The organism is Telluria sp. ZB4P36 (assembly GCF_059685865.1).
In genome coordinates this window covers 361714-374782 of the sequence record NZ_JCASIE010000002.1, presented here as the reverse complement: position 1 = coordinate 374782, position 13069 = coordinate 361714, and the positions used below count along the sequence as shown (strand labels likewise).

Sequence of the window (13069 nt, the reverse complement as noted above, 5' to 3'; positions counted from 1 at the left end):
ATGAATTCACAACCAGATCGTTTTGTCCTGCCGTTCATCCGTCGCAGCATGATTGGCGCCGCCGTGCTGGCGCTTTGCGCCGGCAATGCACTTGCCGTCAACCCGTTCGTGGTCAAGGACATCCGGGTCGAAGGCATCCAGCGTACGGAAGCGGGCACCGTGTTCAGCTACCTGCCGGTGCGTGTGGGCGAAACCTTCGACGACGCCAAGGCGACCACCGCGATCAAGGCGCTGTTCGCGACCGGCTTCTTCAAGGACATCCGCCTGGAAGAAGAAAACGGCGTGCTGGTGGTGCTGGTCGAGGAACGCCCGGCGATCTCCTCGGTGGACTTCACCGGCACCAAGGAATTCGAAAAAGACATGCTGGTCAAGGCGCTGCGTGAAATCGGCGTCGGCGAGACCAAGATCTTCGACAAGGCGGCCGTCGACCGCGCCGAGCAGGAGCTCAAGCGCCAGTACCTGTCGCACGGCCTGTACGGCGTGAAGATCACCACCACCGTGACCCCGATCGAGCGCAACCGCGTCACGATCATGTTCAACGTCGACGAAGGCGATATCGCCAAGATCCGCCAGATCAGCTTCGTGGGCAACAAGGCCTTCTCGGACAAGGAACTGCGCGAAGTCCTGCAGCTGTCCAAGTCGGGCTGGTTCACCTGGTATTCGAAGGCCGACCAGTACTCCAAGCAGAAGCTGACCGGCGACCTCGAGTCGATCAAGTCCCTGTACCTGAACAACGGCTACCTCGAGGCCAACGTCGAATCGACCCAGGTCTCGATCACCCCGGACAAGCGCGACATCTACCTGACCATCAACATCACCGAAGGCGAGAAGTACACCGTCTCGGGCGTGAAGCTGGAAGGCGAGATGTTCGGCCGCGAGGAAGAGCTGAGCAAGCTGATCCTGCTGCAGCCGGGCAAGCCCTATTCGGGCGAAGCCCAGGAAGCCACCATCAAGCTGATCGCCGACCGCCTCGGCACCTTCGGCTACGCCTTCGCCAACGTCACCGCCAATCCGGAGATCAACCGCGACAAGCGCGAAGCCAAGTTCACCTTCTTCATCGATCCGGGCAAGCGCGCCTACGTGCGCCACATGAACATCTCGGGCAATACCGTGACCCGCGATGAAGTCATCCGCCGCGAGTTCCGCCAGTTCGAAAGCTCGTGGTACGACGCCAACCGCGTCAAGCTCTCGCGCGACCGCGTCGACCGCCTCGGTTACTTCAAGGACGTGAAGGTCGAGACCCCGGAATCGCCGGGCGCCACCGACCAGGTCGACGTCAACATGGTGGTCGAGGAAAAACCGACCGGTAACTTCATGATCGGCGGCGCCTTCTCGCAATCGGAGAAGTTCACCTTCACCGCCTCGATCTCGCAGGCCAACTTCGCCGGCAGCGGCAACACCATCGGCCTGGAGCTGAACACCAGCAAGTACAACAAGACGATCGCGTTCTCGCAGACCAATCCCTACTTCACGGACGACGGCATCTCGCGCTCGTTCCAGGTCTACCTGCGCACCATGCGCCCGCCGGCGGTCAACCTCGGCCTGTACACGGTGCGCCAGACCGGCGGCACCATGACCTTCGGCGTGCCGTTCTCGGAAGCCGACACCGTCTACTTCGGTGCCGGCCTGGAACGCACCCAGATGGAGACCGACGTCACCTCGCCGCAGCTGTACAAGACCTTCGTGGCGCAGAACGGCGGACCAGGCGACGGTATCGGCAAGGCCTCGACCAACGCCATCCCGCTGACGGCGGCATGGGGCCGCGACACCCGCGACAGCGCGGTGACGCCGACCCGCGGCCGCTACCAGCGCGCCAACCTCGAAATCGATGCGCTGGGCGATTCGAAGTACTACCGCATGGTGTACGAGCACCAGTGGTGGCGCCCGCTGACGCGCTGGATGACCCTGGCGCTGCGCGGCGAGTTCGACTACGGCAAGGGCATGGGCGGCAGTTCCTACCCGGTCTTCAAGAACTTCTACGCCGGCGGCATCGGCTCGGTGCGCGGCTACGAAAGCTCCTCGCTGGGCGTGGTCGACCCGACCTATTACGACGCGGTGGGCGGTTCCAAGCGCATCATCGCCAACGCGGAATTGCAATTCCCGTTCCCGGGCGGCGGCACCGACCGCAGCCTGCGCTGGTTCACCTTCATCGACGGCGGCCAGGTATTCCAGGAGAAAGCCAAGATCCGCCTCGACCAGATGCGCTACTCGGCCGGTATCGGCCTGTCGTGGATTTCCCCGGTCGGCCCGCTGAAGTTGAGTTATGCTAAGCCTTTGAACGCCTTGCCGGGCGATAAGCTGGAACGCTTCCAGTTCCAGATGGGTACCGGTTTCTGACCTGCCAGAATTGGGACGCCCCGGCGTCCCATCCGATTTGCGGAGATTGATGTTGAAAACGCTGATAGCCACGTTGCCCCAGTACTTGCCGAAGGCGTTGTTGCTGGCCGCGCTGTGCGCAGCGCCGCTGGCCACGGCACACGCCCAGGGCCGGATCGGTTTCGTCGCCACCGAGCGCCTGATGAGCGAATCGAAGATGGCAAAGACCGCCGACGCCCGCATCCAGGCCGAGTTCTCCAAGCGCCAGAAGGTGGTCGAGGAAACCGTCACCCGGCTCAAGCAGGCGTCCGAGAAATTCGACAGCGAAGCGGCCGGCCTGAACGACGTCGAGCGCACCCGCCGCGCGCGCGAACTGCTGAACATGGAAAAGGACGTGCAGCGCATGCAGCGCGAGTTCCAGGAAGACCTCATGCAGCGCAAGAACGAAGAGCGCGCCGCCATCGCCACGCGTGCCTACAAGATGATCGAGCAGGTCGCCGAGCAGGAAAAGCTCGACGCCGTGCTGGCCGAAGCCGCGTGGTCGAGCCCGCGCATCGACATCACCGACAAGATCCTCAAGCTGCTGGACAAGTAAGCGCCAGCCTCACGAGCAAAGAAGCACCACATTGACTGACTCCCGACACCCTGACATGGGCATTCGACTGCAAGACCTGGTCGAGCGCTTCGGCGGACAGCTGGTGGGCGACCCGGACATCAGCGTCTCGGCCATCGCGCCGCTCGACAGCGCGGGCCCCACGCACATCAGCTTCCTCAGCAACAGCAAGCTGCGCGCCCTGGCGGCGCAAAGCCAGGCCGCGGCGCTGATCCTGTCGCCGCTCGATGACCCGACCGTGGCCGCGACCTACGAGGGCGCGCGCATCGTCACCACCAATCCCTACGCCTATTTCGCCCGCGCGGCGCAGTACTTCGCCGCGCTGGCCGAGACGCCGCCGGCGCCGGGCATCCACCCGAGCGCGGTGGTGGCGCCGGATGCCATCGTCGACCCGAGCGCCCACGTCGGCCCGCACGTGACCATCGAAGCGGGGGCCGTCGTCGGCGCCCACGCGGTGATCGACCACGGCTGCTTCGTCGGCCGCGAGGCCCGCATCGGCGAGGGCAGCCACCTGTTCGCCAACGTCACTTTCCACGCGCGCTGCGTCATCGGCGCGCGCGGCATCGTCCATTCGGGCGCGGTGATCGGCGGCGACGGCTTCGGCTTCGCGGTCGAAGGCGGCAAGTACATCAAGATCCCGCAGACCGGCCGCGTGCTGATCGGCGACGACGTCGACATCGGCGCCAACACCACGATCGACCGCGGCGCCCTGGCCGACACCGTCATCGAGGACGGCGTCAAGCTCGACAACCAGATCCAGATCGGCCACAACTGCCACATCGGCGAGAACACGGCCATGGCCGGCTGCGTCGGCGTGGCCGGCAGCGCCAGGATCGGCAAGGGCTGCACCTTCGGCGGCGCCGCCATGGTGCTGGGCCACCTGGAAATCGCGGACAACGTCCATATCTCCTCGGGCAGCATGGTGTCGCGCTCGGTGCTCGAGCCGGGCCAGTACACCGGCTTCTACCCGCTGGCCAAGAACGCCGAGTGGGAACGCAGCGCCGCCATCGTGCGCAACCTGGGCTCGATGCGCGAGAAGATCCGCGCCCTTGAAAAGACCATCAAAACACTCACAGAACAAAAATGACCATTGAAGCTCAAACGACCACGAAGACGACCCTCGATATCAACGGGATCAAGGAATACCTGCCGCACCGCTATCCGCTGCTGCTGGTCGACCGCGTGCTGGACGTCGAACTGGGCAAGCGCATCACCGCCATCAAGAACGTCACCGTCAACGAAGAATTCTTCAACGGCCACTTCCCGCACAAGCCGGTGATGCCGGGCGTCTTGATGATCGAAGCGATGGCGCAGACCGCCGCGATCCTGTCCTTCATGACAATGGACGTCAAGCCGGACGAGAACTCGGTGGTCTACTTCGTCGGCATCGACAACGCGCGCTTCAAGCGTCCGGTCGAGCCGGGCGACCAGCTCAAGATGGAAGTCGAGATCCTGCGCGTCTCGCGCGGCATCTGGAAGTACAAGGCCGTCGCCAGTGTCGACGGCAAGGTCGCGGTTGAAGGTGAGCTGATGTGCACCATCCGCGCCAACGAGAACGCAGCGGGGCAGTAATGAGCAGGATTCATCCAAGCGCGATCGTCGACCCCAAGGCGGAGCTGGACAGCTCGGTCGAGGTCGGCCCGTATTCGATCATCGGCCCGCACGTGCGCATCGGCGCCGGCACGGTCGTGGGTCCGCACGTGGTCATCGAAGGCCACACGACGATCGGCAAGGACAACAAGTTCTTCCAGTTCTGCTCGATCGGCGCCGCGCCGCAGGACAAGAAGTGGAAGGGCGAGCCGACCCGTCTCGAGATCGGCGACGGCAACACCATCCGCGAATTCGTCACCATGAACCTGGGCACCGCCCAGGACCTCGGCGTCACCCGCCTGGGCGACGACAACTGGATCTCGGCCTACGTCCACCTGGCGCACGACTGCCAGGTCGGCAGCCACACGATCTTCTCGAACAATGCGCAGCTGGCCGGCCACGTGCACGTGGGCGACCACGCCATCCTGTCGGGCTACGCCGGCGTGCACCAGTTCTGCAAGATCGGCGCCCATGCCTTCATCGGCATGTACACCAGCCTGACCCAGGACGTGCCGCCTTTCGTGCTCGTCTCGGGCAACCCGGCCGGCCAGCGCGGTATCAACATCGAGGGCCTGAAGCGCCGCGGCTTCACCCGTGAGCAGATCGACGGCATCCGCGCCGCCTACAAGCAACTGTACCGCTCCGGCCTGACGCTCGAGGAAGCGAAGGCCGCCCTGGCCGAACTGGAGGCCGGCAACGCGGCCGCCGCCGACGACATCCGCGCCATGCGCGAATTCCTCGGCGCCAGCACCCGTGGCATCGTCCGCTGACATGTCCGTAGGCGGCACCCGGCCTTCGGAGATCTCGCTCGCGATGGTCGCCGGCGAGGTGTCCGGCGACATGCTCGCCGCCCGCCTCATGGCCGGCCTGCGTCCGCAGCTGCCGAACCTGCGCTTTCACGGCATCGGCGGCCCGCGCATGCTCGAGCAGGGCCTGGTGAGCGAGGTCCCGATGGAGACGCTCACCGTACGCGGCCTGTTCGAGATCATCCCGCGCTATCGCGAGATCAAGGGTATCCAGAACCGCCTGCGCGACCGCCTGCTGGCGGAACGCCCGGCCGCCTTCATCGGCGCCGACTACCCGGGCTTCAACCTCGGGCTGGAAGAGCAGCTGCGCGCCGGGGGCATCCCGACCGTCCATTTCGTCAGTCCGCAGATCTGGGCCTGGCGCGGCGGAAGGATCAAGAAAATCAAGCGCGCGGTCTCGCACATGCTGGTGATCTTCCCCTTCGAGGAGGCGATTTACCGCGCGGCCGGCGTGCCGGTGACCTATATCGGCCATCCGCTGGCCGAGATGATCCCGCTGGCGCCCGACGTGGCGGCGGCGCGCGAATCGCTCGGCATCGCTCCGGATGCGCGGGTGGTCACGATCATGCCGGGCAGCCGCATGGGCGAGCTGAAGTACCTGGCCGAGCCTTTCGTGGCGGCGGCCAGGCTGCTGGCCCGGCGCGACCCGAGCCTGGTGTTCATCGCGCCGATGGCCGGCGAGCGCCAGCGCGCCTACTACACCGAGATCGTGAACAAGGCCGGGCTGGCGGAGGTGCCGGTGCGCCTGGTCGACGGCCAGTCGCATGCGGCGATTGCGGCGGCCGACGCGGTGCTGGTCGCCTCCGGCACGGCAACCCTGGAAGTGGCGCTGTTCAAGAAGCCGATGGTGATCGCCTACCAGGTGATGGAGGCCTCGTGGCAGATCATGCGCCACATGGGCTACCAGCCGTGGATCGGCCTGCCGAACATCCTGGCGCGCGAGTTTGTCGTTCCGGAGTATCTTCAGCATGCGGCGACGCCGCTGGCGCTGGCGGACGCCGTGCAGCGCCAGCTGGACGACCCGGCGGGGAAGGAGGCGCTGGCGCGGCGCTTTACCGACATGCACCACAGCCTGCTGCGCAACAGCGCGGAGGCGAGCGCGGACGCGGTGCTGCGCGTGATTGGACGTAAGAAATGAGCAAATCAGTGAGTAGGAAGCGAGTCAACTTTTACCCGGGCCTGCCTCCGCGGCTGCGGCCGTTCACCGACGCCGACATCGTGTGCGGCGTGGACGAAGCCGGCCGCGGTCCGCTGGCGGGGCCGGTGTTCGCCGCCGCCGTCATCCTCGACCCGAAGCGCCCGATCGAGGGCCTGCGCGACTCGAAGAAGCTGACCGAAGCACGCCGCGACGAACTGGCGCCGCTGATCAAGGAGCACGCGCTGGCCTGGGCGATTGCCGAGTGCTCGTGCGAAGAGATCGACACCCTGAACATCCTGCATGCCACCATGCTGGCGATGCGGCGCGCGGTGGAGGCATTGCAGACCATACCGACCATCGCCCTGATCGACGGCAACCGCTGCCCGCCGATGGAGATCAAGGCCCACGCCGTGGTCGAAGGCGACGACAAGTGCCACGCCATCTCGGCCGCCTCGATCCTGGCCAAGACCGCGCGCGACGCTGCGCTGGTGCAGCTGCACGTGCAATACCCGCAGTACTGCTTCGACCAGCACAAGGGCTATTCGACGGCGCTGCACCTGGAACGCTTGCGCCTGCACGGCCCCTCGCCGGTGCACCGCCGCTCGTTCGCGCCGGTGCGCGAGCTGCTGCAGCCCGACCTGTTCGCCGCCGCGTGACCATGAAGCACATCAGCTCGCGCGACAACGCCTTCTATAAAGAGCTCAAGCAGCTCGCCACCAGCTCGCAGGCGCGCCGCAAGGCCGGCCAGAGCCTGCTGGACGGCGTCCACCTCTGCCAGAGCTGGCTCGAGCTGCGCGGCGCGCCCGAGCACTGCGTGGTGTCCGAGGGCGCGCTGGCGAATCCCGAAGTCGCCGCCATCGTCGACCGCGTTGAGGCGCTGCATGCGCATGCGAGCGTGCTGCCGGATGCGCTGTTCGGCGCCATCAGCCAGGTAGAGCATGGTGTGCATATCGTGTTCGTGGTCGCCTCGCCGGCGCCGTCGAAGGCGCCGGGGCTGGTCGAATCCAGCGTGCTGCTGGACGGCGTCCAGGACCCGGGAAACGTCGGCTCGATCCTGCGCAGCGCCGCCGCCAGCGGCATCAAGCAGGTTTACTGCAGCCCCGGCACGGCCTTCTGCTGGTCGCCCAAGGTGCTGCGCGCCGCGATGGGCGCCCACTTCGTGCTCGACATCTTCGAGAACATCGAACTGGCGCCCCTGGTGCGGGCAGCCAAGGTGCCGGTGCTGGCCACCAGCGGCTACGCGGCCGAGCGGCTGTACGCGCTCGACCTGCGCCGCCCGGTCGCCTGGGTGCTTGGCCACGAAGGGCAGGGCGTCTCGCAGGAGCTGCTCGAGCTGGCGACCCACCGGGTCGCCGTCCCCCATGCGGGCCAGGTGGAGTCGCTCAACGTGGCCGCCTGCGCCGCAGTGTGCTTTTTCGAGCAGCTGCGGCAAATCCAGGCATAGACGCGGCCTCGGCCTTCAGGGTAATCTGACGGCAGACTGAATGGAGTAGAGATGGACATCGCGCATTTGCACTTCCTGGTGGCGGAAGCCGACGCCGCCCAGCGCAGGACGCTGGTGGAGCTGCTCGGCCAATTGGGCGCGAGCCGCGTGACCGACGTGCCGGACGGGCATATGGCCTTGCAGCACCTGGAAAACGGCTTCACGCCCAAGGTGGACGTCGCGATCGTCGACCTGGCGCTGCCCGGCATGGACGGCCTGGAACTGCTGCGCAACCTGGGTTCGCTGGGCGTGGACGTGCGCCTGATCGTCACCGGGGCCCAGCCGGCCGGGCTGCTGTTCTCGGTGGAGACCCTGGCCCAGGCCTTCGGCGTCGACCTGCTGGGCACCATCAGCAAGCCCGTCACCGCCGCCAAGCTCAAGCCCCTGCTCGAGAACTACACGCCGCTGGCGCGCAGCGACGTCGCGCGAGCGCCCGGGCCGCGCTTCAGTTTCCAGGGAATCGGCATCGGCCTGCAGAAGCGCCAGTTCGAACCCTTCTTCCAGCCCAAGATCGAGCTCGCCACCGGGCAGGTGAAAGGCCTGGAAGCCTTCGCGCGCTGGCGCCATCCCGAGCACGGCGTGCTGGGACCGGGCGCCTTCATCGACGCGCTGGAGCAGAACAACCGGGTCGATTTCCTCGACTGGAGCATGATCGAACTGTCGGCCGAGCGCTGCCGCTGGTTCCAGGACCAGGGCATCCCGGTCCCGATCTCGATCAACCTGGCTCCCGAAACGCTCGCGCATCCGGCCTTCGTGCGCCAGATCACCGCCTGCATCGGCCGCCACCGCATCCTGCCGGAATACCTGACCTTCGAGATGCCGGAATCCTCGGTGCTGAACACCGACCCCGAATTCATCGAGCGCCTGGTGCGCCTGCGGATGATGGGTTTCGGCCTCGCGATCGACGACTACGGCACCGGCCGCTCAAACCTGCAGCTGCTGGCCCGCATTCCCTTCAGCGAACTGAAGATCGACCGCAGCTTCGTCGACGGCGCCTCCAAGCGCCGCCCGCTCGGCACGGTCCTGCGCTCCTGCCTCGGCCTCGCCCACAGCCTCGACCGAATGTCGGTCGCCGTGGGTGTCGAAACCCGCCAGGACTGGGACTTCCTGCAAAACCTCGGCTGCACCTACGCCCAGGGCTACCACATCGCCAACCCCATGGAAGCCGCCGCCTTCCCCGCCTGGCTCGAAGACTGGCGCCACTACTTCTAATGGGGTCAGAGTCGATTTACCGAGCAATTCCCCAAAATTTCCTCTAATTCGACTCTGACCCTCATTACATCGGTATCCTCTACCCCAAGCCCAATTGGGGTCAGAGTCGAATTGTTTGACAACTTTTGTTAATTGCTCGGCAATTCGACTCTGACCCTCATTGCTATGTCGACACGTGTACGCGGAGAATCGAGGGTCGGGGACGTTTTATTCGCAATTTGAAGAAATTGCTCAGCAATTCGACTCTGACCCCAAGGCGGCTTGGGTGGCGAGGATGTCGGTGACGGCGTCGCGGTCGAGGGGGCGGTAGTAGAAGTAGCCTTGGACGAAGTCGCTGCCCATGTCGCGCAGGAGATTGACCTCGGCCTTGGTTTCGACCCCTTCGGCGACCACGTCCAGACCCAGCGCGCGCGCCAGCATCACCACCACTTCGGCGATCTGGCGTTTGTCGCCGTGCAGGTCCATCGCACTGACGAAGGAACGGTCGATTTTCAGGGTGTCGATCGGCAGGCGGCGCAGATGGCTCAGCGACGAGTAGCCGGTGCCGAAGTCGTCCAGGCTCAGGCGCACGCCGAGTTCCTTCAGCTGCTTGAAGATGGCCAGCGCATGCTCCGGATCGGCCATCACCGCGCTCTCGGTCAACTCCAGCTTCAGGCTGTTGCCGGGCACGCCGGTCTCGCGCAGCACGCGCGTGACCAGGTTCACCAGCTCGCCGTCGTTGAGCTGGACCGCCGACACGTTGACGCTCATGCTCAGCGGCGCCGGGCTGGTCTGCTGCCAGGCATGCAGCTGGACGCAGGCCTCGTGCAGGACCCAGCCGCCGATTTCGCCGATCAGCCCGACCTCTTCCGCCACCGGAATGAACTCCACCGGCGAAATCATGCCGAGCACCGGGTGGCGCCAGCGCAGCAGCGCTTCGAAGCCGCGGATCAGGCCATCCTTCGGCGAGACGATCGGCTGGTACTGGATGAACAGCTGGCGGCCCGGCAGCGCCAGGCGCAGCTCGGCCTCCAGCGTGAGGCGGCGCAGCGCGCCTTCCTGCATGGTCTGGTCGAACATCATCCAGCGCGCCCGTCCGTTCTGCTTGGCGTGGTACATCGCGATGTCGGCATCGCGCAGGATGTCCTGGACGTCGGCATAGCCGCTCGAACTCATGGCGATGCCGATGCTGGCCGTGACATACACCTGCTGCTGCCCGATCGTCAACGGTGCGGCCAGCGCGCGCAGCAGGCGCTCGGCCACCCGGATCGGGGTGGCGGCGTCGTGGACCTGGTCGAGCAGGATGGTGAACTCGTCGCCGCCGAGGCGCGACACCACCACGTCCCGCTCGGCGCTGCTGTCGCGCGCCACCATGTCGGTCTGGCGCAGGCAGGCCGTCAGGCGCTGCGCGGTCGCCACGATCACCTGGTCGCCGGCCTGGTGTCCGAGGCCGTCGTTGATCGCCTTGAAGCGGTCCAGGTCGACGAACAGCACCGCGAACCCGAAGCTGGGGGTGCGCTGGGAACGCAGCAGGAAGTGCCCGAGCCGGTCGAGGAAGAGCTTGCGGTTGCCGAGCGCCGTCAGCGGGTCGTGCAGGGCATCGTGCACCAGGCGGTCCTGGGCGCGGCGCCGCTCGATCACGCGGCCGAGCTGGGTCCCGATCTGCGCCATCAGGCGCAGCATCGATTCGTCCGGCTCCTGCAGCTCGCGGCTGAAGAATTCGAGGATGGCCACCACTTCGCTGGCGATCATCACCGGAAAGGCGAACAGCGAGGAGAAGCCGAGTTGGGCCATCAGCGGCATGCGCGGATAGGAGGAAGCATCCGGGGCGCCGACGTTGGCCCAGGCCGGGGTCCCGGTCCGCAGCACCCGGCCGGGCAGGCCGACCCCGGCGGAAAACGCCATGTCCTCGGTGCGGCTGCGCAGGCTGTCGAAGGCGCCCGCGCCGTCGTCGTGCCAGACCGTGGTCGAGTCGAGCAGGTCTTCTCCGCAAGACAGCAGCAGGTGGCCGAGCGGCCAGCCGGTGTAGCGGCATACGGCCGCCAGCGCGTGGCGCATCGCGTCTTCGACGCTGGCCGCTTCGTTGGCCGCGGCGGCGATGCTCTCCAGGAGGGAGATCTCCTGCTGGCGCTGGAACAGGTCGCGCAGGCCGCGTTCGGCGATCGCCTCGGCTTCCAGGCGCGCGGCCGTCTCGCGCTTGAGACGGCGCTGCAGGCGGGCGATCTCGGCGTCCGGCGAGACCTCAATCGGGGCAGGGATCACGGTTTGAACTGGACGTGGAACACGCACTTGTCGGCGCCGTCGTGCATGCAATGCGACTGCCGCACCTGTGCCTGTTCGCGGTAATGCTCGGCCGCGCCCTGCATGAAGCCCTCGGCCAGCGCACACAGGCGGCGCGCCGAGTTGTAGCCGATGACCAGGGTCTCGCTGTCGCTGGTATCGAAATCGAAGACCGGCGGCGTCGCGCCCGGGTAGAGCTTGCGTACCTCCGGGTGGATCAGGCTGTTCAAGGTCAGCAGGAAAGTGCGGCCGGTCGTGTGTCCGGCGAAAAATTGCGGATAGCGCTTCACCAGCAGGGGCATGGCGCGCCGGCCGAACCAGCGCAGCACGTCCTGCGGCGGAATCTGCAGCGCCTTGGACGCGACCTCGACCAGGCGCACGACTTCGGCGTCGTCGTAACTGCCGAGCGAGGTATAGGCGCCATCCAGGCCGGCGTCGTCGAGCAGGCGGTCCCAGGTGGCGTCACCGAAGTCGCTGCTGACAGCTTCTTCGAGCAGGTTGAAAACGATGCCTTTCATGGGAACTCCGAGTCGATGTGTGAACTGCGGGATTTTACACCTAGTCCACGTATGTATCCTCTCGGAAACTACAATAGTCATCGAAACCGACGGCGTTCCGTTGCATCACGTCAACACAGACTGCGATCAGTATTCGCGGCGGTCCGGTTTGATCTCCTGCAGGATGGTGGTGGCGATTTCCTCGATCGACTTGGTCGTCGAGGACAGCCAGCGGATGCCTTCGCGGCGCATCATCGATTCGGCCTCGTTGACTTCGTAGCGGCAGTTCTCGATCGAGGCGTACTTGCTGCCGGCGCGGCGCTCGTTCCGGATCTGCGACAGGCGTTCCGGCGTGATCGTCAGGCCGAACAGCTTGGCCTTGAAGGGCGGCAGCGAGGAGGGCAGCTTGCCGCGCTCGAAGTCGTCCGGAATCAGGGGGTAGTTGGCGGCCTTCAGGCCGTACTGCATCGCCAGGTACAGGCTGGTCGGCGTCTTGCCCGAGCGCGACACGCCCACCAGGATCACGTCGGCCTCGGCCAGGTTCTTGTGCGACTGACCGTCGTCATGCGCGAGCGAAAAGTTGATCGCTTCGATCCTGTTCTTGTACTCCTCGGTGTCCACCGCATTGTGGATGCGCCCGATCGTGTGGGTCGACTTCACGCCCAGCTCCTGCTCGAGCGGCGACACGAAGGTCTGGAACAGGTCCATGTGCATGCCCTTGGCGGCCCGGATCACGCTCGACAGGTCGTGCTTGACCAGGGTCGAGAACACGATCGGCCGTTGGCCATCGCGTGCGAAGCTGTCGTTGATGCGGCGGGCGGCCTCGTGGGCCTTATCGATCGAGTCGATGAAGGGCAGGCGAATCTGGCGGAAGCGCATTTCGAACTGGCTCAGCACCGCGTGACCGAAGGTCTCCGCGGTGATGCCGGTCCCGTCCGATACGAAAAAGACGGTGCGCGAAGAGGGAGTGGATGGAACGGTTGTTTCTGCGGTCATGGTCTCAAGTGCTGAGTCAGCGTGACAAACTTGCAGCAAGCTTCCGCGGTCACGGGGTAGAATGCTGGGCAACGGATCTGCATTGTGCTGCACGACGGCCAGAATAACAAGAAGACACCGTCCCCAGCACCTGCCACAAGGTTTCTATCATCAAGTAAG

Annotated in this window: 12 protein-coding genes; 9 read left to right on the top strand and 3 right to left on the bottom strand. The window is 65.8% G+C overall.

Annotated elements, in window-relative coordinates:
• The 9 genes from bamA to AC56LK_RS04360 are packed head-to-tail and all read left to right on the top strand — an operon-like array spanning position 1 to position 9158.
• On the top strand, positions 1-2337 hold the full coding sequence (gene bamA, locus AC56LK_RS04400) for an outer membrane protein assembly factor BamA (protein WP_497183348.1): 2337 nt from the start codon (positions 1-3) through the stop codon (positions 2335-2337).
• Between the two features lie 49 nt (positions 2338-2386).
• On the top strand, positions 2387-2911 hold the full coding sequence (locus AC56LK_RS04395; protein ID WP_497183347.1) for an OmpH/Skp family outer membrane protein: 525 nt from the start codon (positions 2387-2389) through the stop codon (positions 2909-2911).
• Positions 2912-2966: 55 nt separating this feature from the next.
• Entirely contained in the window at positions 2967-4016 is a 1050-nt protein-coding gene (gene lpxD / locus AC56LK_RS04390) for a UDP-3-O-(3-hydroxymyristoyl)glucosamine N-acyltransferase (protein ID WP_497183346.1), read from the top strand.
• Complete coding sequence (gene fabZ / locus AC56LK_RS04385) at positions 4013-4501, top strand: 3-hydroxyacyl-ACP dehydratase FabZ (protein ID WP_497183345.1); 489 nt, start codon at positions 4013-4015, stop codon at positions 4499-4501. Before lpxD ends, fabZ begins: the two co-directional genes overlap by 4 nt.
• Positions 4501-5289, top strand: coding sequence for an acyl-ACP--UDP-N-acetylglucosamine O-acyltransferase (lpxA, locus tag AC56LK_RS04380; RefSeq protein ID WP_497183344.1), 789 nt, complete (start codon positions 4501-4503; stop codon positions 5287-5289). The genes fabZ and lpxA overlap by 1 nt, the downstream gene beginning before the upstream one ends.
• A gap of 1 nt (position 5290) precedes the next feature.
• Complete coding sequence (gene lpxB / locus AC56LK_RS04375; protein ID WP_497183519.1) at positions 5291-6463, top strand: lipid-A-disaccharide synthase; 1173 nt, start codon at positions 5291-5293, stop codon at positions 6461-6463.
• 8 nt (positions 6464-6471) lie between these two features.
• Positions 6472-7119, top strand: coding sequence for a ribonuclease HII (rnhB, locus tag AC56LK_RS04370; RefSeq protein ID WP_497183343.1), 648 nt, complete (start codon positions 6472-6474; stop codon positions 7117-7119).
• Between the two features lie 2 nt (positions 7120-7121).
• Positions 7122-7907 carry a TrmH family RNA methyltransferase gene (locus AC56LK_RS04365; RefSeq protein WP_497183342.1) on the top strand — a complete coding sequence of 262 codons (786 nt, stop codon included), beginning with the start codon at positions 7122-7124 and terminating at the stop codon, positions 7905-7907.
• A 51-nt stretch (positions 7908-7958) separates the two neighbouring features.
• Positions 7959-9158 (top strand): EAL domain-containing response regulator, encoded by a 1200-nt coding sequence (locus AC56LK_RS04360; RefSeq protein WP_497183341.1) that lies wholly within the window; start codon positions 7959-7961, stop codon positions 9156-9158.
• 231 nt (positions 9159-9389) lie between these two features.
• Here the strand turns inward: AC56LK_RS04360 and AC56LK_RS04355 are convergent, their stop codons facing one another.
• From AC56LK_RS04355 to ppsR, 3 genes are all read right to left on the bottom strand, one after another.
• Entirely contained in the window at positions 9390-11399 is a 2010-nt protein-coding gene (locus tag AC56LK_RS04355; RefSeq protein WP_497183340.1) for a putative bifunctional diguanylate cyclase/phosphodiesterase, read from the bottom strand.
• Positions 11396-11935 carry a heme NO-binding domain-containing protein gene (locus tag AC56LK_RS04350; protein WP_497183339.1) on the bottom strand — a complete coding sequence of 180 codons (540 nt, stop codon included), beginning with the start codon at positions 11933-11935 and terminating at the stop codon, positions 11396-11398. The genes AC56LK_RS04355 and AC56LK_RS04350 overlap by 4 nt, the downstream gene beginning before the upstream one ends.
• 126 nt (positions 11936-12061) lie before the next feature.
• The gene (ppsR, locus tag AC56LK_RS04345) at positions 12062-12910 is read right to left on the bottom strand and encodes a posphoenolpyruvate synthetase regulatory kinase/phosphorylase PpsR (protein WP_497183338.1); all 849 of its coding nucleotides are present in this window, start codon (positions 12908-12910) and stop codon (positions 12062-12064) included.
• Positions 12911-13069 lie beyond the last annotated feature (159 nt).

What these genes read in the sequence shown, in the direction of transcription:
- ppsR (WP_497183338.1), bottom strand. Translation starts at nt 12,910, where the DNA reads ATGACCGCAGAAACAACCGTTCCATCCACTCCCTCTTCGCGCACCGTC.
- AC56LK_RS04365 (WP_497183342.1), top strand. Translation starts at nt 7,122, where the DNA reads ATGAAGCACATCAGCTCGCGCGACAACGCCTTCTATAAAGAGCTCAAG.
- bamA (WP_497183348.1), top strand. Translation starts at nt 1, where the DNA reads ATGAATTCACAACCAGATCGTTTTGTCCTGCCGTTCATCCGTCGCAGC.
- fabZ (WP_497183345.1), top strand. Translation starts at nt 4,013, where the DNA reads ATGACCATTGAAGCTCAAACGACCACGAAGACGACCCTCGATATCAAC.
- lpxB (WP_497183519.1), top strand. Translation starts at nt 5,291, where the DNA reads ATGTCCGTAGGCGGCACCCGGCCTTCGGAGATCTCGCTCGCGATGGTC.
- lpxD (WP_497183346.1), top strand. Translation starts at nt 2,967, where the DNA reads ATGGGCATTCGACTGCAAGACCTGGTCGAGCGCTTCGGCGGACAGCTG.
- AC56LK_RS04395 (WP_497183347.1), top strand. Translation starts at nt 2,387, where the DNA reads ATGTTGAAAACGCTGATAGCCACGTTGCCCCAGTACTTGCCGAAGGCG.
- AC56LK_RS04360 (WP_497183341.1), top strand. Translation starts at nt 7,959, where the DNA reads ATGGACATCGCGCATTTGCACTTCCTGGTGGCGGAAGCCGACGCCGCC.
- lpxA (WP_497183344.1), top strand. Translation starts at nt 4,501, where the DNA reads ATGAGCAGGATTCATCCAAGCGCGATCGTCGACCCCAAGGCGGAGCTG.
- AC56LK_RS04350 (WP_497183339.1), bottom strand. Translation starts at nt 11,935, where the DNA reads ATGAAAGGCATCGTTTTCAACCTGCTCGAAGAAGCTGTCAGCAGCGAC.